Origin of the sequence: Collinsella aerofaciens (assembly GCF_005845035.1) — a bacterium.
Classification (GTDB): domain Bacteria; phylum Actinomycetota; class Coriobacteriia; order Coriobacteriales; family Coriobacteriaceae; genus Collinsella; species Collinsella aerofaciens_I.
The window spans coordinates 25927-52319 of the sequence record NZ_SPFO01000014.1 but is presented as its reverse complement, the minus strand read 5'-3'; the positions used below and the strand labels follow the sequence as shown (position 1 = coordinate 52319).

Here is a 26393-nt window from a genome sequence, read left to right as displayed (position 1 = left end):
CCTCCGAGGACAGTCAATCATCGAGTACGTCCTGATCATCGCGGTTATCGGCCTGGTGATCGTGTTCGCGGGACCCGGCGTGGCCGGTGCCATCCGCAACCGGTTCAACCTGGTCGGCAACACGGTGAACAGCGGGACGGCCGGCGGCGTAGAGGGCGGAGGAGCGTCCGGCGGCGGTTCCGCCGGGGCCGGTTCCGCGACCGTCCAGGCGGCTATCGCCAAGGACGCGAAGGACTGGACGCTGGATGAGCAGAAGGCCGTGGCCGAGGACATCGCCGCGAAGGGCGAGGCGTCGCCCGCCTACGCGAAAGCTAAGGCCGCAATGGATGCAGGGACGAAGTTCTCGATGAAGCTCACCGACGGACAGACGCTCAAGTACCGAATCATCGGGATCAACCATGATGACTTGGCGGACGGGTCTGGTAAGGCTGGACTGACATTTCTTACGACATCAACAGGCATTCGGTCTCAAATGAACGCAACGAAAATGAACGAAGGCGGCTGGGAGAAGTCCGACTTGCGCCGGAAAATGAATTCCGGCGAGATTTGGAATCTAATGCCCTCCGAGTTCAAGTCCAAAGTGAAGCCTGTGACGAAGCTCACAAACAACATCAATGGTGACTACACCGGTAGGAATGTCACCGCAACAAGCGATAGGTTATTTCTGCTCAGCTGCTATGAGATCGTGCCGCAATCCTATGGCTGAGGCACTCACTATCCATGGACTTTCTCTGAGGGCTTCCAGTACGAGGCCTTTAAAGACAAGGTGTCTGGCAGCGGGACGACCAACGATTGCCTGAACATCGGCGTTTCTTGGTGGGAGCGTACGGTCTAAATCAACAGTGAAAGTACCTTTAGCTCTGTTTGGAGTGGCTCCGGCCACGCCTCGTATAGCATGTATGCATCGGATTCGTTATGCGTCTGCCCCGCTTGGCGTTTCTAGCCTGTCTTCTAGCATGGTTAGTGAAAAGCCCGCACGATTCCGCGCGGGCTTTTCTTTTGGCAACCGAGCGAACGGTTTGAGGCACGTGGCGCAGGTAATCGAATTGAGGGGAAATGGGGCCCTACAGCGGCTCTCAGAGCGTCTACTGCACTCCCCCACGAGCTCCGTTGCCGCTGCGGCAAGACCAGTGCAAATACTTGGAATAGCCCTACGCTCGGCGATGTATCTGTTAACCCTGAGCGAAGGGAGCCGCATATGCATGCAGCGGCAATTAACCTTCGGGGGGGGGGTATCTCCTAGAGGTACTCTTCTCCGAGGACAGTCAATCATCGAGTACGTCCTGATCATCGCGGTTATCGGCCTGGTGATCGTGTTCGCGGGACCCGGCGTGGCCGGTGACATCCGCAACCAGTTCAACCTGGTCGGCAACACGGTGAACAGCGGGACGACCGGCGGCGTCGAGAGCGGAGGAGCGTCCGGCGGCGGTTCCGCCGGGGCCGATTCCGCGACCGTCCAAGCGGCCGTCGCCAAGGACGCGAAGGACTGGACGCTCGAGGAGCAGAAGGCCGTGGCCGAGGACATCGCCAAGGATGGCACGGCTTCTCCCGCATACGCCAAGGCGAAGGCAGCGATGGATGCGGGGACGAAATTCTCCGTCAAGTTGACCAATGGCGAGACGCTCGAGTACCGCATCGTCGGCATCAACCACGACGACCTCGCGGACGGCACCGGCAAGGCGGGACTCACATTTGAGGCGACCAACGGCGCAATGGGCAAGCAGCGCATGAGTGACTCATATTACAATTTCGGCGGATGGGAGCAGTCCGAGCTGCGCGGCCGCCTCAACTCCGGCGACCTCTGGGCGCTCCTGCCGGCTGAGATCCAATCTAGGGCGAAAGCCGTCACGAAAATGACCGACAACAAGTTGGACACATACCCCGGCACCGTGACGGCCACGACCGACAAGGTCTTCCTGCTCTCGACGACCGAGGTCTACGGAAACCTCCAGGCCAATGGGCACCTCCAGTCCGACGGCTCCCAGTACGAGCATTACGCCTTCAAGGGCGTGACGCAGGAAAAATTTTCCGGGGCTTCGTCCGGCTCTAGCCACTGGACTCGCTCCGTATGTCTGGATGGCTCCCAGTACTTCCGCTATGTCCATAGCAACGGTGACTGGAGCAACCACGGCTACACGGCAACCGACTTCGTGTTTCCCGCTTGGTGTTTCTAGACAGTTTGTCCTATAAGCTGACATATGGATAAAGGCCCGCGCTATCCTGCGCGGGCCTTTCTTTTAGCAGCAGAACGAAGGGGTTTGAGGTTCATAGCACAGGTTATCGAGTTGAGGAGAAATGGGGTCATACAGCGGCTCTCAGGGCGCCTGCCGCACTCCTCCCCCATTGCCTCTGCTGCGTTCTCGTATAGAGACTATCCCGTTTGGCATATCGTTGCAATCGCCCACTTGTCCACCGATCAAGTGAACTGCTGGAATAAATACAGCGACACGCTTGTTCGTTACAGTCGCTATATCTGTGTAAATCGCCGCGATAAATACAGCCTGTACTCGGCTGTATACCAGCTACGCGTATGTAGATTCAAATCGCGTTAATAAATCGGCTCAAGCGTGTGCAAAACGCGCAAGTAGCCGCAAAAGGCGATTATCGCGTAGGTAGATTATTGGCACCCTGTTGCTTAATCAAAATTAAGCAATTGCTTAAAACAAAAAAGTCAGGCACTAGGTGCCTGACCTGCAAACTTCTGGTCGGGACGACTGGATTCGAACCAGCGACCCCTTGACCCCCAGTCAAGTGCGCTACCAAGCTGCGCCACGTCCCGAAGCTTTTGTTTGTTGCTCTGCTCTCGCTCGCAACAGGGAGTATATTAACCCGAAACTTTAGACTTGTGCAAGAACTTTTTTACAAATTTTGAAGCAAGTCCAAAATTGTATTTGCGAGCTGGGGTTTTGTTAGCACGGGAAGTTCTTGCGTGCCCGTTGTGCTCACAATCCAGGCCTTGTTAGTGTCGGTTCCAAAGCCCGAATCGGCGCGCGAGACATCGTTAGCGATAATGGCGTCGCAACCCTTGCGGGCCAATTTGCGCTCGGCGTACTCGACAACGTTATCGGTCTCGGCCGCAAACCCGATCACGCATCGTTCGTCCTTCTGGCGCGAGAGCTCGGCCAAAATATCGATCGTCTCGACAAGGTCGATACGATCCAGGTGTTCGTTGGCTTTTTTGAGTTTGTGGTCCGCAGGGGCCGCCGGGGTGTAGTCGGCGACGGCAGCCGCACAAATTGCCGCATCGGCCGTCTGGAAGGCGCTCAGCGCCGCCTGCAGCATCTCTGCGGCGGTCTGCACGCGTACGCACGCCACGCCGCGGGGAACATCGAGCGATGTCGGTCCCAGCACGAGCGTGACCTCGGCACCGCGGCGTGCGGCCTCCCCTGCCAGGGCGACGCCCATCTTGCCCGACGACCGGTTACCGATGAAACGCACCGGGTCGATCGGTTCGTGCGTGGGGCCGGCGGTGATGACGATGCGCTTGCCCGCCAGGTCCTGAGGCGCGGGGTTGAGCACCTCACAGACAGCCTCGACGATGTCCTCGGGCTCGCTCATGCGTCCCGTGTCCACGTCGCCGCAGGCAAGGTAGCCGCTGCCCGGACCCACCACATGGACACCGCGCTCGCGCAGCGTGGCCATGTTGGCCTGCGTCGCCGGCGCTTTCCACATGCCGTTGTTCATGGCCGGCGCGATCACGATGGGTCGCGGCGTCGCAAGCAGCGTGGTGGAGATGAGGTCGTCGGCGATGCCGTTGGCCATCTTGGCGATGATATTGGCCGTCGCGGGCGCCACGACCACCAGATCGGGCTCCTGCGCCAGCGAAATGTGGTGGATGGGGTCGGAGGGATCGTCGAATAGGCCCACGGCGACCGGCTCGTTGGTGAGTGCACGAAAGGTGAGCGGGCCCACAAACTCGGTGGCATGCTCGCTCATAACGACCTTGACGTGCGCGCCGCGCTTTTGCAGCAGGCGCACGATATTGCACGACTTATAGGCGGCGATCCCGCCGGTAATGCCCAGCAGGATCGTTTTTCCCTCAAGTTGCATTGAATTGGTGGGTGCCGCCATCGTTTAAGCTTCCTTGCTCAGGAGCACCAGGAGGCGGTGGCAGTACGGGCAGTGCGTAATCTCGCTACCGTCGTGGTTGAGGTCGCTCATGGACGATGCCTGCAGCGCGGTGTGGCAGACCGTGGGGATGTTGCCCTGGATGGTCTCGACGGCCAGGCCGCGGAACTGCTTGAGCAGACGCTCGTAGTCGGTGAGTACTTCGGTCGGCAGCGTGGCGGCAAGAGCGGTGCGCTCCTTCGTGGCGGCTTCGATCTGAGCTTGCAGGTCGGCAGCCTTGGCGCGGGCGGCCTTGGTATCGGCCTTCACGCCCTCCTCGAACTTGGCGATGATTGCCTGCGCACGGGTCTCGCGGTCGAGTGCCTCTTTGTGGGCGACAACGACGTCCTTGCGGGTGTGCTCAATCTTGTCCAGACGCTTGGCCAGGGTGGCGAGTTCATTCTCTAGGTCCTGAACCTCGCGGTAGTCGGAGCCGTCGACGTGGCGCTTCTTGGCGGCCTCGATGGCGTTGTTGGTCTGTATCTCGGTGGTGTTGAGATCGTCGAGCTCAATGTCCAGGTCCTTGCGCTGGGCGTAGAGCTTGGTCATCTCGGACTTGAGCTTCACATAAGTCTTGCGCTTGGAAGCGAGCTCCTTGAGCTCCGGCATATTGGCAAGTTCGCTCTTGTTGCGGGCGAGCTCCAAATCGATCTGTTGCAGCTTGAGTAGCGTAGCGCCGGCGCTCATAAGTTCTCTCCTTTTGTCACAGTCCACCATTGGCAAGGGTTCAGTATTTTAATCGCATGACGGGGGTCGACCCCGGCGTCAACTGCTGAGTTCATCAATATATCAACGAACGGCTCTTCGGAGCGGTCGTGGCCGAGCAAAATCACCGGCAGCCCGCGCAAGGCAAGGTCTTGCGCCACGTGGTAGCCCGCCTCGCCGGTTACGATGACATCTGCGCCCGCGTCGATGGCGAGCTCTCCAAAGTCGCCCACGGAGCCGCCCAAAATAGCGACGGTACGGCATGCGTGCTCGGCTTCGCCCCACACACGCGGGTCGCTGCCGAAGGCCGTGGCAGCACGGGTAGCAAGATCGCGCAGTGTGCACGGGTCGTTGAGCGTTGCAAGCGCGCCCAGGCCGGTGGCCTCGGGGTCGTCCACGTGCTCCAGTGAGCTCACGGGTGCGGCACCCAGCAGCTTGCTCAGGCAGACACGGGCTTCGTGCGAGCGGTCCAGGTTGGTGTGGAGCGATATGATGCTCACGCCGCAACGCGCTGCCTCGTAGAGCGCCGCGCTGCATTGGGGGCGTGCGGCATCCGCCGGACAAAACGCCTCGGGCGCCTTGATATAGATGGGATGATGCGTCAGCAGCACGTTGGCGCCGGCCTCCTGGGCGCGGTGCACATTGGCTTCGGTCGCATCGAGCGCGCAGACAACGCCGGTAATCTCCGCGGCCGGATCTCCCACAGATAGCCCAACATGGTCCCAACTCTCGGCATCAGTCTTGGGATAGCGTGCCAGCAGCGCGCGCTCAAGCTCGGCGACGATCATGCGGCGCCTACGATCGAGAGCAGCGTCTGGGCAAACTCGTCCAGATCGTCCGGATTCACGCGGTCATCGAACGAGATGCGAAGAGCGCCCAATGCCTGCTCGCGACCAATGCCCATGGCGCTGAGAACATGGCTCGGGTCCATGCTGCCGCTCGAGCAGGCAGAACCGGCCGATACCTCAAAGCCGGCGGCGTCGAGCTTGATGATGAGCTCCTCGGAGTCCATGCCGTCAATGTAGATCGATACCATGCCGGGCAGACGGTCGGCATGCGCATAGTCGCCCATGGTGGCGTGAATGCGCGGATGGGCCGTAAGCTTGGCGTAGAGCTTGTCGGAAAGGGCTTGCAGCTTCTCGCGCTCCTCGGCCACATGGAGCGTCAGCGTGCGGGCGGCAGCGGCAAAGGCGAGCTGCGTGCGCAGATCCTGCGTGCCGGCGCGACGTCCGGCTTCCTGTCCGCCGCCAAAGATGCGCGGGCGCAGCGGCGTGCGGTTCTTAAGGTAGAGCGCGCCGGATGCCACGGGGCCACCGATCTTGTGCGCAGCAACGGTCATGGCGTCAACTCCCAGCTCGGTAACATCGAGCGGAATATGCAGATACCCCTGGATGGCATCGGTGTGGAACAGGGCGCCCACGGTATGCGCGGCCGCGGCAAGCTCGCGGATGGGCTGCACCACGCCGGTCTCGTTGTTGGCAACCATGATGCTCACGAGCGCCACGTCGTCGCCTAGTAGCTCGACAAGCGTGGCAGGCTCAATGTAGCCCATGCGGCAGGGCTGCACCAGGTCGACTCTAAAGCCTGCGGCACGCAGCAGCGGCAGGTTGTCCAGAATCGAATCGTGCTCGATGGCAGATACGATCACGCGGTTACGCTTACGGTCGCGCTGACGTGCACCCTCGGCAAGACCGAGTAGCGCCAGCTGGTTGGCTTCGGTGCCGCCGTTGGTCAGAACAATCTCAGACGGGCGAACGCGCGCGCCAAAGCTGCGGGCGATCTCGCGACGTGCAACCTCCAGACGCGCGGCAGCCTTGCGGCCGAGCGAGTGCAGCGAGTTGGGGTTGACGCCGGCAAGCTCGCTGTCGTCGTACTCGCGCTGCGCAAGGAGCGCCTCGGCGCGCATGGGCGTCGAGGCGGCATAGTCAAGATTCACGGGTATGCGGTTTTGACCTGCGGTCATAAGGGTTTATGCCTCCTGTGCAGCCTCGTTGCCCAGCTTCTGCAGCAGCGCAACCTCGGCGGCGGGATCTTCGGACTTAAATACGGCGGAACCGGCCACCAGGACATTTGCGCCGGCCTTGACGACCTCGGCGATGTTTTTGGAAGAGATGCCGCCGTCGACCTCGATCATGGGCGACACGCCATGTCGCTCGCACATGGCCGTAAGCTCGTGCAGTTTGGCGATTGTACCAGGGATAAAGCTCTGGCCGCCAAAGCCAGGGTTCACGCTCATCAGCAGCACCATGTCGACAACGTCGATGATGCTCTCGAGCACGCACACGGGGGTGGCGGGGTTGAGCACCACGCCGGCCTTGACGCCGCGCTGCTGCAGATGCGTGAGCGTGCGGTGCAGGTGCGTGGAAGCCTCGTAGTGCACGGTGATCATGTCGGCACCGGCGTCGGCATACCAATCGACCGTCTCGTCGGGGTTCGACACCATGAGGTGCGCGTCGACCGGTACATCGGTGGAGCGCTTGACGGCCTTAAGGATGTCAACGCCAAAGGTGAGGTTGCCGGTAAAGTGACCGTCCATAACGTCAAAGTGTACGTAGTCGGCACCGGCGATCTTGTCGAGCTCGCCCTTGAGGTTGGCCATGTCGGCCGAAAGGACGGACGGAGCGATTTTGATGGAACCCATGGTAGTAGCCTTTCTGCGCTAGTCGGTGAGTCCGTAGAACTCTTGAGAAGGGACGCGATCGGTAAGAATCTCGAGCGCCCTATCCAAAGTAACACCGTTGTAGAGCGTTTGCTCCACGGCAAAGGTGAGCGGAATGTCTACGCCCAGCGAACGGGCAAGCTCGCTGACGCTGCGGGCCGCGACGGCGCCCTCGACCACCATATGCGTGCGCGTCTGATACTCGTCGAGCGACACGCCGTGGGCAAACTCGTAGCCAAAGGTGCGGTTGCGCGAGTGCTCCGAGGTGCAGGTGGCAATGAGGTCGCCCATGCCGGCAAGTCCCATGCAGGTCATAGCTTGACCGCCGCGGGCGTGCACCAGACGGCTGATCTCTGCCAGGCCGCGCGTCATGATGAGGGCAAGCGTGTTGTCGCCCGCACCGGTACCGGCGGAGATGCCGCATACGATGGCGATGACATTTTTCATGGCGCCGCAGACCTCGACACCGGTCATGTCTTGCGACAGATAAATACGGAAGGCCGTGGATAGGAGCAGGTCCTTAAAGGTCTCCCCTATCTGCGGATCTTTGCTGGCGATGACGGCGGCAGAAAGACCGCCGCGGCAGATCTCCTCGGCATGGTTGGGACCCGAGAGCGCCGCCACGCGCGCCTCGTTGCCGATCTCGCTGGCGATGACCTCGCTCATGAGCAGGCCGGACTCGGGCTCAATGCCCTTGGTGAGGCAGAGCACCGGGGTATCGGCGGCGATAAAGGGCGCTGCCCGATGGCACACGTCGCGCAAGTGCGTGGAGGGCACGGCAAAGATGATCGCATCGGCACCGTCGAGCGCCTGGGCGAGCTCGGTCGTTGCTACCACGTTGTCCGGCAGCTCGTAGCCCACAAGGTAGCGGGGGTTGCGGTGCTCACCGTTAATGCCGGCGGCCGTCTGCTCGCTATGGGCCCACATGGTTACGCGCACGGCTCGCGCGGCGGCAAGGCCGGCGACGGCGGTTCCCCACGAGCCAGAGCCAATCAGCGCAACATTCATGACTCTCTCCTACTTATCGTCGGGCTCGGTGACGCGCTTGGTAAACGAGAGCTTGGACTCCTTACCGGTCATGAGCTTTTTGATGTTCGCGCGATGGGCCCACACCACGGTGATGCCGATTATCGCCATGCAGAACTTGAGGCCCAGGCTGCTGTACGGAAAGACCGCGCAAGCAGCGATGGGAAGACCGATGGCCGCGGCAAGCGAGCCCACCGACACAAACTTGGTGATGGCGACGGCCACGATAAACATGCCCAGCAGCGACAGGCCAATTGGCCAATACCAGGCGAGGATGACGCCCAGGCCAACTGCGATTCCCTTGCCGCCATGGAAATTGAGGTAGGGCGAGAAGATGTGGCCCCACACCGCTGCCAGGCAGATGACGCCGAGCATCCAGTCGCCGGGGGCTCCGGGCGCCATGATGTTCGGCGGAAATCCATAGCCCACGCTCGCGATGAGCGGACGGGCGATGACAACGCAGATGGCGCCCTTAAGGCAGTCGAGCAGCAGCGTGAGCGCGGCCACCTTGGGGCCGGCCACGCGCAGCGCGTTGGTGGTGCCGATGTTGCCGGAGCCCGCCTTGCGAATGTCCGTGTGGTTGAACACGCGGCCCAAGATCAGGCCAAACGGAATCGCTCCGATAAAGAACGAGACCACGGCGCAGATGGCGGTCAGCAGAATCGGATTATGCATCCTTTTGCTCCTTCTTCCTAAAGAAGAGTCGAATGGGCGTGCCGGCAAAGTCGAAGGTCGAGCGCATGCGGTTCTCCACATAGCGCTGGTAGGTGTCGTTGACCAAGTCGCTGTGGTTGACGAAGAACGTGAACGTCGGCGGGTTGACGCCCGTCTGGGTCACGTAGTGCATGCGCAGGCGGCGCTTGCCGTCCACCACGGTATGACCGAACTCACGCAGGTCGGTGAGGAACGTGTTGAGGCGCGAGGTGCTGATCTTTTGCGAGCGCGTCTTTTCGGCGGCGTCTACCATTGCCCAGATCTTCTCGACGCTGCGGCCGGTCAGGGCCGAGATGCGTAGGTACTGGGCCCAGGGAGCCATAACGCCCAGACGGCGGTCGATGGTCTCCATGCAGGCCTCGCGTTTGCGATCGTCGTCGAGCAGGTCCCACTTGTTGAGCAGCACCACGATGGCGCAGCCGCGCTCGATGGCCAAACCCATGACCTTCTGGTCCTGCTCGGTGACGCCCACGGAGGCGTCGACGACGAGCAGCGCCACGTCGGCACGGTCGATGGCGCGCAGGCCGCGGACCATGGAGTAGTACTCGATGTTCTCGTACACGGTGCTTTTCTTGCGAATACCCGCGGTGTCGACCATGCGGTAGTGCTTGCCGTCGCGCTCGACGACGGTATCGATGGCATCGCGCGTGGTGCCGGCGATGTTGGACACGATGGAGCGGTCGGCGCCCAGGATGCGGTTGAACAGCGAGGACTTACCGGCGTTGGGGCGGCCGATGATGGCCACGTTCAGCGCATCGGGGAACTCGTCGGCGATCTCGTCCTCCTCCTCGGGCAACAGGGCCACGATGTCGTCGAGCAGGTCGCCCGTGCCATGGCCGTGCAGGGCCGAGAGCGGCGTGGGCTCACCGATGCCGAGCGAATAGAACTCCCAGATGTTGTCATTCTCGCGATCGGGGTTGTCGAGCTTGTTCACCAGCAAAAAGACCGGCTTGTCGCAGCGCTTGAGCATGCGAGCGACTGATTCGTCCTCCTCAGTGACGCCGGTGCGGCCGTCGACCACAAACAGGATGACGGCGGCTTCCTCGGCGGCGGCAAGTGCCTGGTCGCGGATGGACGTGGCAAAGACGTCGTCGCTCTTGAGCGGCTCGATACCACCCGTGTCGACGATGGTGAACTCGCGGCCGTTCCAATCGGCCGTGTGATACGAGCGGTCGCGCGTGACGCCGCGGGACTCATGGACGATGGCGTCCGAGGTCTGGGCCAGGCGGTTAACGAGCGTGGACTTGCCCACGTTGGGGCGTCCGACGACGGCGACGATAGGTTTCATCTGCTCTCCTTTAATGGGTAGGGTCAGCGGGAATAGTTGAATTGGCGGGCGTTATGCCAAGGATGTGCTCCAGGGTATCGAGCAGCTCATGCGGCATGGTCGACACCACATGAACCTCGGCGCCGCGACCGGTAAGGCTTGCGAGTAAATCGTCACGATGATACTCGTCAAGCGTCATGCCGTCAGCGTTGAACATGAGCTTAGGCACAAAGAGCATAACCCCCGACAGATCTTGGGGCAGCTGCTCCAGAATGTCACACGCGACGATGAGGCCGGTCACGTCCACGTTGCCGCCAAAGTAGCGGTTCTTGATGTCCGTGACGGTACCGGCAAGGCCGTGCGGCGATTCCACAAAACGCGCCACCGTATCACGCGCGCTGGCGCCCGAGAGGCACTGCAGACGCTGGCCACGGGCGGCGATTGCCTCGCGAACGCGGCGCAGGCGCTCGGCGTCGGCGGCGAGCACGTTGTCGGTCTCGTCCAGATAGGAGCGGATCATGCCGATGCCGTCGTAGTACTGCGGGTAGCCGTCGTAAAAGTCGGCCTCGGGAGGCTCGATGCCGGCATCCAGGTAGAACTCGTCGCTCATTTGGAAGGTGTGGCGGCCAAAGCGCTCGAAGGCACGGTCCTGGAAGGGCCTGATCATGGCAATGGTCTCGCGCGCGAGCTCGGGTTTGTCGCTGTAGGACCAGCTAAAGCGGTTTTGGTGCTTGGTAAAACCGAGCGGCACAATGCCCAGGCTTGTAATTTGCTCGTGCTCCTCGCAAAAGCGCAGGGTCTTTTCCAGCTCCTCGCCGTCGTTCATGCCGGGGCACAACACAATCTGCGCGTGGATCTCGATGCCGGCGGCCATGATGGCCTCGAGTACGTCCATGCCGCGCTGGGCGTTGCGGCCCATCATACGACGGCGGACGTCGGGGCTCACGGCATGGACCGACACGTTCATAGGGCTCATGTTGCGTTGGATGACGTTTTGCACGTCCTCGTCGGTGAGGTTCGTGAGCGTGACGAAGTTGCCCTGCAAAAAGCTCAGGCGGTAGTCGTCATCGCGAATATAGAGCGTTGAGCGGCCGCCCTTGGGGAGCATCGTCATAAAGCAGAACACGCAGGCGTTCACGCAGGTGCGCATGCCATCGAAGATGGGGCCATCGAACTCAAGGCCCCAGTCCTCTCCCGGGAAGCGGTCGAGCTCGACGGGGGTGACGGTGTTGTCGCGCGGGTCGAAAACCTCGAGGTCGACGGTATCATCGTCGGCCTCCCAGAGCCACACAATCATGTCGGTAAGCTGCTCACCGTTGACCGTGAGCACGCGCATGCCCGGCTCGATACCCACATCCCATGCGGGCGATTCGGGACGCACGTTCTTAACGAGCGCGCCCTCACCCGGCTCGGGGTCGCGGCTGCGCCCGTAATCGGCCACCTCGGCGGCGTATGCGGGTACGGTCTGGTCCATGATTAGCGGCAAAGCTCCTTGATGCGCGCGACGGCGCGTTCGATGTGTTCTTGCGGTGTGGAAGCGCCGGCGGTGATACCGATGTGGCGCGCGCCGGCAAACCATGCGGCCTCGAGCTCGCTTGCCTCCTCGATATGATGCGTGTGCTCGCAGGCGTCTGCGCAGATCTGCGCCAGGCGGCGGGTGTTGCCGGAGTTTTTGCCGCCCACGACGACCATGCAGTCGCAGCGGTTGGCAAGTGCGGCGGCGGCCTGCTGGCGCTCGCTCGTGGCGGCGCAGATGGTGTTGATCACGCGCAGTTCCTGCACACGCGGGGTGATGGCAGCTACGACGTCGGCGAGGTTCTGTGCGGTCTGGGTAGTCTGTACAACGAGGCCCACCTTGCCCTTGAGCGGCAGCGCGTCCGCATCGGCGGCACAGCTTACGACCTGCGCATCATCGCCGGCGTGGCCCAGGATGCCCTCGACTTCGGGGTGGCCCGGCTCGCCCACGACCACCACGTGATAGCCCTCTCGTACCAGGCGTTCCGCCGCCATGTGGACCTTTTTCACGTAGGGGCAGGTGGCGTCGACCACGGTAAGACCGCGATCGTGAGCCGCCTCGATCACCTGCGGCACCACGCCGTGGGCGCGGATGATTACGGTGCCCGATGCCGCGTCGTTCAGGGTCTCGGCCAAGCCAATGCCGGCCTCGGCGAGCTCGCGCACGACGATGGGGTTATGGATGAGCGGGCCCAGGGTGTGGACCTGAGCGCTCTCCCCTGCCTGCGGCGCGGCGGCCAGTGCCATGTCGAGCGCGCGCTGCACGCCGTAGCAGGTGCCGGCATGGGCTGCGATCTCGATGGTGGGCGCGCCGCCCTGGTCGGACGCGGTCGCGGTGGTGCCCATAACGTTCTCGTCCATGGCTAGAACCTGCCCGGATGCTCGGCGCACAGCTCGTCTCGCATGGCGTAGACGCGGTTCATGGCCTCGGACTCAAACCAGGCCAGACGCTCCGTGCGCTTAAGCCCGGCTGGCGCGTCGGAAAGCGAGATGGCCTTGCCGGCGCGGATCCAGCACTTCTTGGGGCGCATGATCTTTTTGCCCGCAGGCGTGATGTCGGACCAGCCACAGATGGCGAGCGGGTTCACGGGTGCCTTGCCCATCTGGGCGATGAGCGCAAAGCCGCCGTGGACCTCGGGTTTGATCTCGCGCGAGCGGATGCGCGTGCCCTCGGGGAAGATCAGGACGTCCTCGCCGCGCTGCAGCGCATGCTGGGCGGCACGCAGGCACTTCATATCGGCAGTACCACGCTCCACGGGGATGCCACCAACGCGGCTAAAGGCCCAGCGTACGATCTTGCTCTTGGCAAACTCGGACTTAAAAATGGGGCGAATGCGGCGGCCGCCAAAGAACAGCGCCGTCTCTACAGCCAAAAGCTCGGCCATCGAGGTGTGGTTGCAGATGACCACGCTGCCGCGGCCTTCCTGGCGCTCAAACAGCAGATCGGCGTCCTCTACCTTCCAGCGCCACATGAGCTTGGAGAAGGCCCAAAGGATTGCCATGACCACGAAGACGGTGCCGCGGATGAGCACGGGGAACTCGGCATAAGGGGCGTTGTAGTAATCCTCGGGCGTCTGCTTAAACAGGCGCATGGGCTACCTCCTTTGGTTGATGAGGTCCTCGATAATGTGGACGACCTCGTCTATGGTGTGTGCGGTGGAGTCGACGTGCACGGCGTCCTCGGCGGGCACGAGCGGCGCCACCTCGCGGCTGCTGTCGAGCTTGTCGCGCTGCTTGAGGGCATCGAGGGTCTCGTCGACTTCGGCCTCGAGCTGCTCGCTGGTGAGCGGCTGGGCGTCGTTTTGGTGGCGCTGCAGCACGCGGCGACGGGCGCGCTCGCGCGGGTCGGCGGTCAGGAACACCTTGACCTGCGCGTTGGGGAACACGACGGTTCCGATGTCGCGACCCTCGGCCACGATGTCGCGATCCTCGGCGGCGCGGCGCTGATGGACGAGCATGGCCGCGCGCACGCCCGGGTAGGCCGAGACCTTGGACACGTTGGCGTCGACCTGCGGGGTGCGGATGGCAGCCGAGGCGTCCTGGCCATCAATGGTCAGACGTGTGTCCTCGCCGGTGCCGTTGGTAAAGCGGATTTCGATCTGCTCGGCGAGGGCGTCGATGGCAGCCTCGTCGTCCAGGTCGATGCCGCGGTCGAGCGCGGCGAAGGTGACGGCGCGATACATGGCGCCCGTATCGAGCTTGTTAAAGCCCAGCTGGCGGGCGATCTCCTTGGCGATGGTGGACTTGCCGGAACCGGCGGGGCCGTCGATGGCGACGATCATGCAATGCTTCCTTTCGGTGGTTGACGTGCTGGTATGGGACGCGGGCGCTGCGGCTTGGCGGTCTGCCTAGCCGGTGTAGCGCTCGCGGTAGGTGTTGCGCTTGGGCGCGGAGCCGTGGCTGCCGTGGTGACGCGTGCGTGCCGCGGGCGTGCCCTGGGGCTTGCCGCTGTCGCGCTTGGAGCTGGCCTGCTTAGGCGGGATGCCGCCGGCCTTGAGGATTTGCACCTCGCGGTCGGTGAGCTCGCGCCACGAGCCCTTGGCCACATCCTTGAGCTCCAGGCCGGCAAAGTTGCTGCGATGCAGGCGGATCACCGGGTGGTGGATCTTGCCCAGCATGCGCTTGACCTGGTTCTTACGACCCTCGCGGATGATGACCTCCACGGCGGTGGTGCCGGGCTTGACGCCCTGCGGAGCCACGGCCTCGGCTTCGCGAGCGGTGATGACGCGGCAGATTGCCGGCTGGCATAGGCCGTCGTCGAGCTCGATGCCACGACGCAGCGGCGTGAGGTCGCGGTCGGACAGTTCGCCGTCCACGAGTGCCTGGTAGGTCTTGTAGACGTGTTTGCTCGGGTGCAGCAGGTCCTGCGACAGGTCGCCGTCGGTGGTAAAGAGCAAAAGGCCCGTGGTGTCGCGGTCCAGGCGGCCCACCGGGAACAGGCCCGGAAATCGGTCGCGGGGAACCAGGTCCGCCACACAGGGACGCTCCTGCGGGTCGCTCATGGTGGTGAGATAGCCGGTCGGCTTGTAGAGCATCAGGTACACGGCGCCCTGGTCGAGCTTAACGGGCATGCCGTCGACCTCGATATGATCGCGGTCGACATCGACCTTGGTGCCCAACTCGGTCGCGACCTCGCCGTTGACGGTCACGCGACCGGCGGTCATCAGGTCCTCCGACCCGCGGCGGCTCGCCACGCCTGCGCGCGCCAAAAAGCGCTGCAGGCGCATGGTGTGCGGATAGACGGGCTGGGCGTCGGACTTGTGCACATCCGCGTTGGGCGCCGCAGCGCCGGTGCGCATCTCCCCTGTCTCGTTAGTCTTCGTCATGCGTATCCTCCGCAGTGTCGTCGGTGGACAGCGTTTCCTCGCCGCCGACTGCCTCGACATCATCAATATCGGTATCGAGCAGCTCACGTTCTTCGTCCAGGTCCTCGGCCTGCTCCTCGAGCGTGGACTGAATGCTGCGGCCGCTCAGGCGCTCGCGTATAAACTGGCGCGACTGCTCGTCGGGGGCAAACTGCTCTAGATCGGGCAGGTCGCGGGTGGAGCGCAGACCGAATTTTTCCAAGAAGGCGTTGGTCGTGCCGTAGATGATGGCCTGACCGCGCTCGGGGTCGCGGCCGAACTCGCGCACCAGGCCCTTGTCCACGAGCGACGCAATAACGCCGTCGGAGTTGACACCGCGGATGCCCTTGACCACCTCGCGCGTGACGGGCTGGTGGTAGGCGATAACGGCCAGGGTCTCGAGCGCCGCCTGCGACAGTTTTTGCGTGTCCCAGCTCAGCACATAGGCCTCGACCACATCGTGGTAGGCGGGGTGCGTGAACAGGCGCCAGCCACCGGCGACTTCGCGCAGCTGAAAGCCGCGGTTGGCCTCCTCATACTCAACTTTGAGCTCGGCCAAAAGCGACGCGCACTCGCCGGGGGCGATATCCAGCGCACCTGCCAGGGCGGGTGCGCTCACGGGGTCGCTCGACACCAGCAGCAGCGCCTCGAGGGCTCCTTTGAGGCTGTTGGCCTCCAGCGTGGAAAGGGTTGACATGGTTGCCGCTCCTATTCGGTGAGCTCGGGGCCCTCGCCGGGCACGTATGCCTCGGCCCCCTCGACTCGGTTGATGCAGATGGTTCCAAAGATCTCGTCCTGGCTCAGCATGAGCGAGCCGCGCTTGGCGAGTTCGAGCATGGCCAGGAAGGTGACGACGAGCTGCTCGGTGGTGGCGTCGCCGTCCAACAGCTCGCGGAAGGTGCAGGTTTGATGCGCTATGGTAAAGCGGTCGACCGAGGCCACCGTCAGGTCGAGCGGCACGCGATGCGGTGCCACGTGCTCGGCCTCCAGCAGGAAGGTCTGGCGCTTACCGTCCAGGTCGGCGCAGATGACGGCCAGGCCGCGCAGCGTGATGCCGGCCAGGTAGTCGGGCATAAGGCCCAAAAACTCGGGGTCGGGGCCGGCCACGCGCGGATGCATGCGGCTCTCGGCCTGCATGCGCGCGCCAAGGGCTGCCGCCGCGCCCTTAAACTGCTTGTAGGCGATCAGGCGCTGGATCAAGACCTCGCGCAGGGCATCGCCGTCAAGCGTGCTGAGCTCCTCAAGGTCTTCGTCGAACTCGTCATCGTCGTCATCGACTTTGCGCGGGGCCTCCTGCGGCACCAGAGAGGCGGCCTTGATGTCCAAAAGGGTTGCCGCGACCAGCAAAAAGTCGCTCGCCACGTCCAGGTCCAGCGCCTCGATGCGCTCGGCCTCGGCAAGGTACTGCTCGGCCACCTCACTGATCGAGATGGCGCCGATATCTACTTTTTGGCGGGTTACCAGCTGCAGCAGCAGGTCGAACGGTCCGCTGTAGACCTGCGTCGACACGCGATACGACATCTTCGACCTCCTTTGACGGCGCCTTCGCGGCGCGGTTTGGGTGCATGTTGCGACCGTTTTACACGGTCGACCTGTAAGTTTACCTTAGATGCCGGCGATTGCGAAGTTGAGCAGCTGCTCAGCAAGCGGATACACGGTAACGTCGAAATAGCGGCCGATTACATCGATGCCGGTCCACATAGGCAGCAGGTATAGAACCAGGATGAGTATGGGCATAGCGTATTGCTGCAGACGGTAATAGTTGTTGAGCGCCGTGCCCTTGAGGAAGGGCACGATGATCGACGAGCCATCAAGCGGCGGAATCGGAATGAGGTTAAAGAACGCGAGCGACAGGTTGACCACGATAAACGTGGCGCCGAAGTTCATGATCTGCGACGCCACGGCAAAGGACATGCTGGCGTAGAGATTGCCGTACGTTGCGTGCATGAGGGCGGCCGCGAGGCATGCGAGTGCGATGTTCGACGCGGGGCCGGCCACGCTCACCAGGACCTCGTCGCGCTTGGGGTGCTTGAGGTTGTTGAGGTAGACGGGCACGGGCTTGGCAAAGGCGAACACCGGGCCACCGGCTGCGAGCATGAGCAGTGGCAGGATGATGGTGCCGAACGGGTCGATATGGTTGAGCGGGTTGAGTGACACGCGGCCGCGCGAACGGGCTGTCTTATCGCCGAGTGCCCAGGCCGCGGCGGCGTGCGCACTTTCGTGGATGACGATGCCCACGATGACGGCGACGGCGCTGGCGAGCAGGTTCATGATGTAGCTGCTGGACATGGCGCTTCCCTAGCGGACGCGGCGCGAGGCGCGCGTGAGCAGGTAGTCAGCTACAAACAGGATGACGGCCACGATGGCGTAATCCAAGCGGAAAACGCCGCCAAAGGGTGAGGTGATGACGCCGTAGCCGGCGATGGCGCTCGGCAGCGCGCGAGAAAGCTCAACGACAAAGCCGACAATCTGCAGTTTGGCGGTGAGGCCGCTAAAGCACAGCAGCACGGTCATCGCGCTCATAAAGATGCCGCAGATGCGACAGGCGATGGCGATGACGCTCATCGCCACGGCAGCGGCCTTACGAGAATTCACGCGCGGTCTCCTCTTCGATCTGGGTGGAAAGCTCCAACCATTCGTCCTCGAGCTTAGGTAGCTCTTGCTTAAGGCCGTTATATTCCCCCAGCGCGGCGTTGAACTTATCCTGATCGGCATAAAGCTCTTCGCTTGCCATCAATTCCATAAGCTCGTCATAGCGGGCGCGCTTTTTGTCGAGCTCCGTCTCGATCTTCTTAAGCTGGTTGCGCACGCCCTTGAGCTTTTTGTTGAGCGCAGCGCGGGCCTGGGCTTCGGCGCGCTTTTGCTCCTTGGTCTTTTTGCCCTCGGCAGGCTTAGGCGCCGCGGCGGGGGTGTCGGCCTGGGCGGCGCTGGCTTTGGTGGACTTGGCCGCGGCAGGTGCGCTATCCCCTGCCGCCTCGGCGGCGGCGCGGGCTGCGAGGTCCTCGCGCTTGTAGAGGTAGTAGTCGTAGTCGCCGTCATAGACTGTGACCTTGCCATCGCGGATGTCGATGATGCGATTGGCCACGGCGCGTACCAGGTGCTCATCGTGGCTGATCAGCACGATGGTACCGGGGAAGTTTTGCAGGGCGTTCTCGAGCATGTCCACCGAGTCGATGTCAAGGTGGTTGGTGGGCTCGTCCAGGCACAGGAGCGCCTCGGGGGCCACAAGCATCTTGGCGAGCGCCAGACGCGCCTTTTCGCCGCCGGAGAGGATGCGCACCTGCTTTTCGATGGAATCGTTGTCGCTAAACAGGAAGGCGCCCAGCAGGCTGCGCTGCTGCGGTACGGTCCACTTGGGCGTGACGGTGTCGATCTCTTGCAGGACGGTGTTGGACTCGGTCATGCCCTCGAGCGCATGCTGGGCATAGTAGGCGACGCCGACGTTGGTTCCCAGGTCGCGGGTGCCGGTGGTGGGCGGCTCCAGACCGGCGAGGATCTTCATGAGCGTGGACTTGCCGGCGCCGTTAGGGCCGACGAGTGCCACGTGCTCGCCGCGGTAGAGCTTGAGGTCGATGTCGCTGTAGATGTGCTTGTTGCCGTAGGACTTGGACACGCCCTCCAGGCCGACGACCATGTCGCCGGAGCGCGGCGGGTCAGGGAACTTAAAGTCGATGTGCTTGTGGCCCTCGGGCAGGATGACGAGCTCTTTTTTGATCTGCTCGATCTTGCGGATGCGTTCCTGCGCCTGGGCGGCCTTGGTGGGCTTGTAGCGGAACTTGTCGACGAAGACCTGCATGTGGGCGATATCGCGCTCCTGGGCAGCACGCTTGGCGCGCATCTGCTCCAGGTTGTCCTCGCGTTGCTTGAGGTAGCTGCTGTAGTTGCCGGTGTAGGTGGTCACGCGGCGGTTCTCGAGGGCGGCGACGTGGTCAACGCAGGCGTCCATAAAGGCGCGGTCGTGGCTGACGATGAGGACGGCGCCGTCATAGTTGGCGATAAAGCCGCGCAGCCATTGGACACTTTCGAGGTCCAGGTGGTTGGTGGGCTCGTCCAGAAGGAGCAGGTCGGGATGGCGCAGGAAGAGCTTTGCGAGCGCGATGCGCATCTGCCAGCCGCCCGAGAACTCGGAGCACGGGCGCTCAAAGTCGGTGACCTTAAAGCCCAGGCCGGACAGGATTTTGCGAGCATTGCTCTCGAGCTCGTAGCCGCCCAGGTGCTCAAAACGGTCCTGGACCTGGCCGTACTCGTTAAGAAGTGCGTCGACGTCCTTGCCCTGCTCGGAGAGCTCGGTGATCTGGGCCTGCAGCTCGTTGGCGCGCTCGCCCATGCGGCGGATTTCCTTGGCGGCAGCCATGACCTCGGCGAGGATGGTGGTGCCCTTTTGTTCCAGGTTGGTTTCCTGCTCTAGGTAGCCCACCTGGCAGTCCTTGGCGTACTGAACCTGGCCGGCGTCAGGGCTGTCGATGCCCATGATGATTTTGAGCATGGTGGTTTTGCCGGCGCCGTTGGGTCCCACGAGCGCAAAGCGCTCGCCGGGGTTGATCTGGAAGGACGCGCCGCTAAAGAGGACGCGCGCGCCGAAGCTTTTTTCGATCTTGTCGACCAGGAGGATCATGGTGCCGCCTTTGACCTTGTGTGCCTATATGAAAAAAGGCCCCAACTTGCGTTGGAGCCTCATTCAATGCTCGGGTGGAGACGAGGGGGATCGAACCCCTGACCTCTTGACTGCCAGTCAAACGCTCTCCCAGCTGAGCTACGCCCCCGTGCGAAGAAGTACTATACGGGAACTCCCCCGCCGATGCAAGGACAATTTCGGAAAATCTTTCGGCGGCGGGGGCGAGGGGGCGCAACCCGGCCGCGGACGCGGGCGCGGGAACGGGCCTCGAAGCCCCGCGATGCCCCTTCCCGCCCGCGGGGCGCGCCCCGGGGGCGGCGGCGTTGCCGCCGCCCTCCTCTCCGGCGCCCTTGGGACATCTCGAGTCCCGCCGACCGCCGTTTTTCGCTTCCGCGACGCGGGCCACCATCCGCCAACGGCCATCCTGCCGGCGCCAGGCCCATTATCGGGACCAATAGCGCCCCCGCCCACCCGGCGATCTCAAAACCATGCCGGTTTACGGGGCCAGGCCGGGAACCCCCGAGCATGCCGCAATCGGTAAAATCAAACCCGCAGGTAGACGACTTGCGAATTCCGTGAAATGAAGGGTATGGACATCCGGTCCGGGTCCGGCCCCGTAATCCGGCATAGTTTTCAAATGGTTCTTGTCAACCAGCATTAACTATTGCGTGGATTTGAACCGGAAACGTTTATCAAAGCAATTTGGCAGGCATGTGAAGTGGGAACTTTGACAAAAAGAGGCCGGGCTATTTGCCCGGCCTCTTGATTCTCTGGTGGGCCCTCCGGGATTCGAACCCAGAACCCAGGGATTATGAGTCCCCTGCGCTAACCGTTGCGCCAAGAGCCCTTGTAGAGTGGCGGATGTGATAGAGCCCGTCAGAGCAGGCCAACCATCTTGAACCACGACGTGAAATACTATCATGCACGCGGCACCCGTTCAACGCAAGATCTTGTCGACCAGGAGGATCATGGTGCCGCCTTTGACCTTGTGTGCCTATATGAAAAAAGGCCCCAACTTGCGTTGGAGCCTCATTCAATGCTCGGGTGGAGACGAGGGGGATCGAACCCCTGACCTCTTGACTGCCAGTCAAGCGCTCTCCCAGCTGAGCTACGCCCCCGTGCGAAGAAGTACTATACGGGAACTCCCCCGCCGATGCAAGGACAATTTTGGAAAATATTTTGCGGGCGGCGGCGAGGGAACGCAGCCTGGCCGCGGACGCAGGCGCGGGAACGGGCCGCGAGGCCCCGCGATGCCCTTATCCGCCCGCGGGGGCGCGCCCCGAGGGCGGCGGCGTTGCCGCCGCCCTCCTCTCCGGCGCCCTTGGGACATCTCGAGTCCCGCCGACCGCCGTTTTTCGCTTCCGCGACGCGGGCCACCATCCGCCAACGGCCATCCTGCCGGCGCCAGGCCCATTATCGGGACCAATAGCGCCCCCGCCCACCCGGCGATCTCAAAACCATGCCGGTTTACGGGGCCAGGCCGGGAACCCCCGAGCATGCCGTCATCGGTAAAATCAAAACCGCAGGTAGACGGCTTGCGCATTCCGTGAAATGCAGGGTATGGACGGCCGGTCCGGGTCCAGCCCCGTAATCCGGCATAGTTTTGAAATGGCAATAATTCGCTAGCAGGCAAACTAGATCTTTCTAGTTCCTTATCGCCGGCTAATTTCCGATTTCCAACCAGTTGCACAAAACATTTGCTCGCAGTCGCGTCTCGGCGCACTTCATTGCCTCGGATTTGGCTTTATATTGAATCCCCAAACGACTGCAGACGCTTTTGATTATGGTGTCTAACTGCTTTGAATCGTTGAGCATATCGTGAGTCACCAGGAATACATCGAATCCCATGCTCTGGAGCGCAGTCATGCGCTCCGCATCGTGATCAAGTACCGCGCCTGAGCCATGGATGACTTCACCTTGGATCTCGATAATTACTGCCTTCATTAGGATTGGGTTTACAATCACGATGTCGCCGTAGCAAACCTTTTGACCTGCGATGCTTTGGGCTGCCACGGATAGAGGGGTTAAATCGTTGAGGTACACGTATCTGAATCCTGCACCACCTAGACGTCGAGAACGACTTAGAAGCAGGACCCCGGCGACCTCGAGCGGAGACGCAGCAATGCCGATAACCTGCTGAGTGGCATCATAAAACTGCTTTCCCCACATTTGACTTTTGATCTTGTCGGCGAATCGATGCAGATCGCTTAGCTCGATGAGCGGCTTTCTCATCCAAAGAGAAGTACCTTTGAGTTTCGTAACCTCTCTTTCATCCTTACGCTTGCTCGTTTGGCCATCATTATCTGGGTCCTTTACGGTTGCGCGGGCATAAACTCGTTTCCATGGAACCTCGTCTTCGCCCTCTCCAAGTTCGAACAAATCCTGCGTGCTGGAATTGCGATTCTCCTCTACCGCCATTTTTAGCTGCATTTCGGCAGCGGGAGCCGGCTCGAATACAGAAAACCAGCCGCAAAGTTCGTACATAGCCAGTACGAGATCTATTTGGGACACAAAGCGCGTCATAGTAAATAACGTGTTAAGCGGATTGGTGACACAAAAGCCTAAATGAGTGTCGATTGTTGTGCTGACATCCGATGCCCCTTCCCAGCGAATAGTGGAGCGCAATCCCGAGTGGTGATTACAACAACCTGGCGAAGCAACAGCGATAATCGGGGTCTTGAGGACGTCGGTTACGAAAGGGGCTTGGGATAGAGCTCGCCAGCCTTCTTCGGAGTTGGGTAGGCACGGGTAGAGGTCGCGCACCTGCGGTGGGCAGCGCCAATAGCGGAATGCGGTGTTTGCGCAGACGATTTCGTCCATTTGCGCCTCCCCTGGTATCGGCCGTAGACCATGCGGTTGTGGTCGTGGACGATTATCTAACGGGGCATCATGCGGGTAAGTACGGGAGGCTGACCAAATACTGACCAAATACTTGACGAGTTCCGCCGAAAAACCTTCGTGTGATAGAAATCCGCTGGAAGGCGCTCTGGGCGTGTGATCTCTTTCTTCACATTTGCGCTTGGATCACACGGGGAATTCAATGAAAATACGCATGCATTTTATGCAAAACGTGCAATGGCGTCAGCAAAAAGGGTGGAATAAAAATCTCGCCTTAGACGACTGCGATTGGTTTTGGTGTCAGATTTAGTGTCAAAAAGAAAAAGGCCAGAGGCTTAACACCTCTGGCCTGCTCTTTTGATGGTGGGCGATACAAGATTCGAACTTGTGACCCCATCCGTGTGAAGGATATGCTCTACCCCTGAGCCAATCGCCCGTCGCCTTTCGGCAAAAGAGATACTAACATAGCCGTACGTGGTTTACCAAGAACTTTTTGCCTCCGATTTTAAATTCGTGGGTGCTAGCCAAGCCAAAGCAACCAAAGCAATCGACAAAACCGCAGCTAAACCACCATTTACCGCTTAATCCACGAAGTCTCGGGGCGGCAGATAAGTCGCGCGTTGTTGTAGGCCATGTCGAGCGTGAGGCAGGTGCGCGCGGCGTAGAAACCGTCCTCGCGCTGGATGGTCAGCGCCAGCTCGGGCTTGTCGCCGGTCAGGCACAGCGGCAAGAGCAGCTGGATCCGGCCGCCGTAGAACTGCGGCACGGCGAGCGTGTAGTTGGCGGCGGCGCGGCGGGCGGCTTCGACGACGGCGCCCTCAAAGGCGCGACGCAGCAGCAACGAGTTACCCTCCCCCATCAGACTGGCGGGAATACGCGTCAGGTTCTCCTCATCGCCCAGAATGTGGTCGATGTTGGAGCGGATAGGCAGGCGGTAGTCAAAGACTAGCTCGGAGGGGTCCTCGGCAAAGCGCACGCGGCACGGCAGGTACTCAAACGAGACCAGCATGGGGTCGCTCTCCTTAAAGAAGCCCTTCAAAAACCAGCGCTAGCGCGCGTCGGGCTTGGTGTTGGGCTCAAACAGACCGTAGATGGTCTCGTAGCGGCGCGTGTACAGGCCGGTGTTGAATAGGCAGCGGTCGTCGTCGAACACCAGCGGCAGGTTGGACGGCGCGGTCTGGTCCACGTCGCGCTCGGTCAGGAACACCGCGCGGCTAAACGAAAACGACAAGTAGTTTCTGAGGATGCGGTTCCCGGGACCCCAGTCCTCGGGATCGGCGAGGTCGACTAGGCGGTCGTAGCAGGGCTCGGGGCAAAACGCAAAGTCATAGACATTGCTGCACAGGGTGCTAGGGAGTTCCATGTGGCGTCCAATCCATTCAATAACTGGCGTGCGGATGCTTAGATTCTATACGTGCGACGGGTAGCCCGTGTCCACAACGCAACCGCGGCGCAGCTCTTCGGCTAGCTCGCTGTTCGTGCGGCGACTGGAAACGAGGTCCTGGATCCACGCGTGGTACTGGTTGTCTTTGGGCTCGGGGCTGTCGGACAGTACGACCGGAGTGCCGGTGAATCTTAGGACGGACAACGCAAAGACAAGGCTGGTGCGTTTGTTGCCGTCCTCAAAGATGTGGTCCTTGACCATGTGATCGGCCACATAAGTGACCTGGTCAAAGATGTCTGCGAAGCGATCAGCCGGCGATTGGCCGAATATCGTACAGAATGCACCTGCAAGCACGGACTCGACGCGTCCAAGCTCAAGCGCGGCCCGGTCGCCTGTGGCGTCGGTTGTATAGCAGCGCCCGACCGTCATCAGCGTGCTGTGCAGGCGCATCACGGCTGCGGCCATATCTTCGAGCGAACCGGTATCATCGAGCACGAGCGGCGCGAACGGATGCGCTCCCCGCTTCGTGTCCGCCATCATGAGTTCTCCAAGAGCCTGAGCGCGTTGGGCATGTTCGAAATGGTCAGCCGAATAGCTTCGTCGATTGACGTGGTGCCGCCGAGCAAAATCGGTGATGCTGAATTTGCCACGTGCGCAGTTGAATGATCTTCTTGAGCAACGCAATCAGCGCCGTCATCTTGTTGAACATAGCTCCAAGGCATGTCTGACTCCTCTATAGCTTTACAGACGAAATAGCCTGCGAGTCGTACTCCAGAGCAATCGGTTGCCAGACGAGGTCTTCGATGGTGCAGTTTAGGGTGTCTGCAAGCGCCAATGCCGAGGAAACCGAGGCGCGGCGTAGGTCGAGCTGGTTCTGCTCGTAGAGTTGTATGGCGCGAAGCTTAACCCCCGATTGGGCGGCGAGCTGTTTTTGCGTTAGTCCGGCAGCCTTTCGTGCCGCCTTGAGGCCCTTTTTGTCTGCCTGGGCGTTGTTCCATTTTTCGATGACAATCTGGGCGAATTTATCTTCGGAGGCCTCGTGGAGCGGATGGTACGAGCCGATGATCCAATCGAGCGGAGCGACTTCGAGTAGCTTATTAAAGCCCAAGCTGCTCACCCATTGCGTATAGGCCATAACCCACCCCGCCCAATACTGAGGCGAACGGTCGAACGGATAGGTCTCCCTACATTTGACGGGGGTCAGTCCCGCATGGGCGATAATATCGCGCGCGAGCTCGTCGCCCGCCATGCCGCAGACGACGCGAGGCATACCGCGCTCAAACTGTTTCATCTCAAGAGCGTTCGACATGATCGCCGTCAACTCGGCTGGAGTCAGCCCTTGGTCACAGAGAGCAAAATCGACCGCCTCGCCCAGCGTTCTCATTGCATCCTCGAGATACATCTCACTGTAGGCGTGGGTCATCGCCCGTCATCCCCTCTCGAATGATATCGACGATACGTATTCCCTCAAACGGGTTTTCGGCAAGGAGCTCCCGATACTGCGCCCTTGCCGCTTCATCTCGTTCCTTGGCCAATGGACCATACAGAGCTTGCTGCGCACGTTCAAATCCAGCAAAACGAATGCTCTTAAACGCACGCTCGCTTTTGAGCACAATCTGCTCCCCCAGGTTACCGAGCCTCACAGATCGTCCAAGCTGATCGACGGTGATCGTATTGTTTACAAAAGCTCTGGCATAGCTAAAGTACGAGTCGTCCGCACGCCACCCCCTTATTACGTCGCAAGTGCTCGTCTGAGGTAGAAAGTGATCATGGAGATATTCGCACGCCCCCGCGGCAATGGCGGTATCTTTGCGAAAAGAACGATGCTCAACGAGCAACGCTATCCAATGCAGGACGCAATATTGCGGCGATAGCAAGTCGAGAACTTTGAGATCGGCTATATCGAGTTCATAGCGATTCGCAAAGCCATCGGCATCTCGCGAGCATGCCCATTCCCTTGCAAGGTCGAGGCTCTCTGTGCAATAGAATCCCTGTCCATAGTCGTTATGGATTTTCCCCAGGCCAAGCTGGGGAGTCTCAATGATTTTCTGAGAACCATGCCACAGTTCCACGCGAGTCTCCTAACAGGTATCGCTCTAGCGATAGTATAACATGCTATCGCTAGAGCGATACCTGTATTCAAATAGCAAGAGGGTGTCTGGAACCGAGTTTGAGTTCAATACTGGCTTCTAAGGCTCGCCGAGTCCGGAAGTATGCGA

The 26393-nt window shown here is 61.3% G+C and carries 24 protein-coding genes, 5 tRNA genes and 1 pseudogene; 2 read left to right on the top strand and 28 right to left on the bottom strand.

What is annotated here, in order from left to right; translation table 11 throughout:
* The coding region (locus tag FGQ67_RS07305; protein WP_212746021.1) for a DUF6273 domain-containing protein at positions 1-706 on the top strand (706 nt) is incomplete at its 5' end.
* A 496-nt stretch (positions 707-1202) separates the two neighbouring features.
* Complete coding sequence (locus FGQ67_RS07300; protein ID WP_138341008.1) at positions 1203-2174, top strand: DUF6273 domain-containing protein; 972 nt, start codon at positions 1203-1205, stop codon at positions 2172-2174.
* A 528-nt stretch (positions 2175-2702) separates the two neighbouring features.
* Here FGQ67_RS07300 and FGQ67_RS07295 read toward each other — a convergent pair.
* The 28 genes and pseudogenes from FGQ67_RS07295 to FGQ67_RS07150 form a co-directional block, all read right to left on the bottom strand.
* Positions 2703-2779 (bottom strand) — tRNA-Pro (locus FGQ67_RS07295).
* 80 nt (positions 2780-2859) lie between these two features.
* Positions 2860-4071 carry a bifunctional phosphopantothenoylcysteine decarboxylase/phosphopantothenate--cysteine ligase CoaBC gene (gene coaBC, locus FGQ67_RS07290; protein ID WP_249934422.1) on the bottom strand — a complete coding sequence of 404 codons (1212 nt, stop codon included), beginning with the start codon at positions 4069-4071 and terminating at the stop codon, positions 2860-2862.
* A gap of 3 nt (positions 4072-4074) precedes the next feature.
* Positions 4075-4794 carry a zinc ribbon domain-containing protein gene (locus FGQ67_RS07285; RefSeq protein WP_138341006.1) on the bottom strand — a complete coding sequence of 240 codons (720 nt, stop codon included), beginning with the start codon at positions 4792-4794 and terminating at the stop codon, positions 4075-4077.
* Positions 4791-5600: a Nif3-like dinuclear metal center hexameric protein gene (locus FGQ67_RS07280; RefSeq protein WP_138341004.1), complete on the bottom strand. Its 810-nt coding sequence runs from the start codon at positions 5598-5600 to the stop codon at positions 4791-4793. The genes FGQ67_RS07285 and FGQ67_RS07280 overlap by 4 nt, the downstream gene beginning before the upstream one ends.
* Positions 5597-6775: a cysteine desulfurase family protein gene (locus FGQ67_RS07275; RefSeq protein ID WP_138341002.1), complete on the bottom strand. Its 1179-nt coding sequence runs from the start codon at positions 6773-6775 to the stop codon at positions 5597-5599. Before FGQ67_RS07275 ends, FGQ67_RS07280 begins: the two co-directional genes overlap by 4 nt.
* Positions 6776-6781: 6 nt before the next feature.
* A complete protein-coding gene (gene rpe / locus FGQ67_RS07270; RefSeq protein WP_138341000.1) occupies positions 6782-7453 on the bottom strand; it encodes a ribulose-phosphate 3-epimerase in 672 nt (223 codons plus the stop codon).
* 18 nt (positions 7454-7471) lie between these two features.
* A complete protein-coding gene (locus FGQ67_RS07265; RefSeq protein ID WP_138340998.1) occupies positions 7472-8479 on the bottom strand; it encodes an NAD(P)H-dependent glycerol-3-phosphate dehydrogenase in 1008 nt (335 codons plus the stop codon).
* 9 nt (positions 8480-8488) lie between these two features.
* A complete protein-coding gene (gene plsY, locus FGQ67_RS07260) occupies positions 8489-9172 on the bottom strand; it encodes a glycerol-3-phosphate 1-O-acyltransferase PlsY (protein ID WP_138340996.1) in 684 nt (227 codons plus the stop codon).
* Positions 9165-10499: a ribosome biogenesis GTPase Der gene (gene der, locus FGQ67_RS07255; RefSeq protein WP_138340994.1), complete on the bottom strand. Its 1335-nt coding sequence runs from the start codon at positions 10497-10499 to the stop codon at positions 9165-9167. Before der ends, plsY begins: the two co-directional genes overlap by 8 nt.
* A 10-nt stretch (positions 10500-10509) precedes the next feature.
* A complete protein-coding gene (locus FGQ67_RS07250) occupies positions 10510-11952 on the bottom strand; it encodes a DUF512 domain-containing protein (protein WP_138340992.1) in 1443 nt (480 codons plus the stop codon).
* Positions 11953-11954: 2 nt separating this feature from the next.
* Positions 11955-12854: a 4-hydroxy-3-methylbut-2-enyl diphosphate reductase gene (locus FGQ67_RS07245; protein ID WP_138340990.1), complete on the bottom strand. Its 900-nt coding sequence runs from the start codon at positions 12852-12854 to the stop codon at positions 11955-11957.
* A gap of 2 nt (positions 12855-12856) precedes the next feature.
* Positions 12857-13585 (bottom strand): lysophospholipid acyltransferase family protein, encoded by a 729-nt coding sequence (locus tag FGQ67_RS07240; protein ID WP_138340988.1) that lies wholly within the window; start codon positions 13583-13585, stop codon positions 12857-12859.
* A 3-nt stretch (positions 13586-13588) separates the two neighbouring features.
* Positions 13589-14275 (bottom strand): (d)CMP kinase, encoded by a 687-nt coding sequence (gene cmk / locus FGQ67_RS07235; RefSeq protein ID WP_138340986.1) that lies wholly within the window; start codon positions 14273-14275, stop codon positions 13589-13591.
* Between the two features lie 66 nt (positions 14276-14341).
* Complete coding sequence (locus FGQ67_RS07230) at positions 14342-15319, bottom strand: pseudouridine synthase (protein ID WP_171025247.1); 978 nt, start codon at positions 15317-15319, stop codon at positions 14342-14344.
* Positions 15306-16034, bottom strand: a complete 729-nt coding sequence (gene scpB / locus FGQ67_RS07225) for an SMC-Scp complex subunit ScpB (RefSeq protein WP_138340984.1) — start codon at positions 16032-16034, stop codon at positions 15306-15308. The genes FGQ67_RS07230 and scpB overlap by 14 nt, the downstream gene beginning before the upstream one ends.
* 11 nt (positions 16035-16045) lie before the next feature.
* On the bottom strand, positions 16046-16858 hold the full coding sequence (locus FGQ67_RS07220; protein WP_138340982.1) for a segregation and condensation protein A: 813 nt from the start codon (positions 16856-16858) through the stop codon (positions 16046-16048).
* Positions 16859-16942: 84 nt separating this feature from the next.
* The gene (locus tag FGQ67_RS07215) at positions 16943-17626 is read right to left on the bottom strand and encodes a site-2 protease family protein (protein WP_138340980.1); all 684 of its coding nucleotides are present in this window, start codon (positions 17624-17626) and stop codon (positions 16943-16945) included.
* Between the two features lie 9 nt (positions 17627-17635).
* Positions 17636-17932: a hypothetical protein gene (locus FGQ67_RS07210; protein WP_226802852.1), complete on the bottom strand. Its 297-nt coding sequence runs from the start codon at positions 17930-17932 to the stop codon at positions 17636-17638.
* The gene (locus tag FGQ67_RS07205; protein WP_138340978.1) at positions 17919-19952 is read right to left on the bottom strand and encodes an ABC-F family ATP-binding cassette domain-containing protein; all 2034 of its coding nucleotides are present in this window, start codon (positions 19950-19952) and stop codon (positions 17919-17921) included. The genes FGQ67_RS07210 and FGQ67_RS07205 overlap by 14 nt, the downstream gene beginning before the upstream one ends.
* Positions 19953-20027: 75 nt before the next feature.
* Positions 20028-20100 (bottom strand) — tRNA-Ala (locus FGQ67_RS07200).
* Positions 20101-20723: 623 nt separating this feature from the next.
* Positions 20724-20799: transfer RNA gene (locus FGQ67_RS07195), tRNA-Ile, on the bottom strand.
* Positions 20800-20997: 198 nt separating this feature from the next.
* A tRNA-Ala gene (locus FGQ67_RS07190) sits at positions 20998-21070 on the bottom strand.
* 544 nt (positions 21071-21614) lie between these two features.
* Complete coding sequence (locus FGQ67_RS07185; protein ID WP_138340976.1) at positions 21615-22772, bottom strand: hypothetical protein; 1158 nt, start codon at positions 22770-22772, stop codon at positions 21615-21617.
* 379 nt (positions 22773-23151) lie between these two features.
* Positions 23152-23226: transfer RNA gene (locus FGQ67_RS07180), tRNA-Val, on the bottom strand.
* A gap of 138 nt (positions 23227-23364) precedes the next feature.
* A pseudogene (locus FGQ67_RS10290) lies at positions 23365-24153 on the bottom strand (DUF3825 domain-containing protein).
* Positions 24154-24198: 45 nt separating this feature from the next.
* Complete coding sequence (locus FGQ67_RS07165) at positions 24199-24711, bottom strand: Fic family protein (protein WP_171025246.1); 513 nt, start codon at positions 24709-24711, stop codon at positions 24199-24201.
* Between the two features lie 196 nt (positions 24712-24907).
* Positions 24908-25597, bottom strand: a complete 690-nt coding sequence (locus tag FGQ67_RS07155) for a helix-turn-helix domain-containing protein (RefSeq protein ID WP_138340968.1) — start codon at positions 25595-25597, stop codon at positions 24908-24910.
* Positions 25578-26246, bottom strand: a complete 669-nt coding sequence (locus FGQ67_RS07150) for a DUF3990 domain-containing protein (RefSeq protein WP_138340966.1) — start codon at positions 26244-26246, stop codon at positions 25578-25580. Before FGQ67_RS07150 ends, FGQ67_RS07155 begins: the two co-directional genes overlap by 20 nt.
* Between the last annotated feature and the right edge of the window lie 147 nt (positions 26247-26393).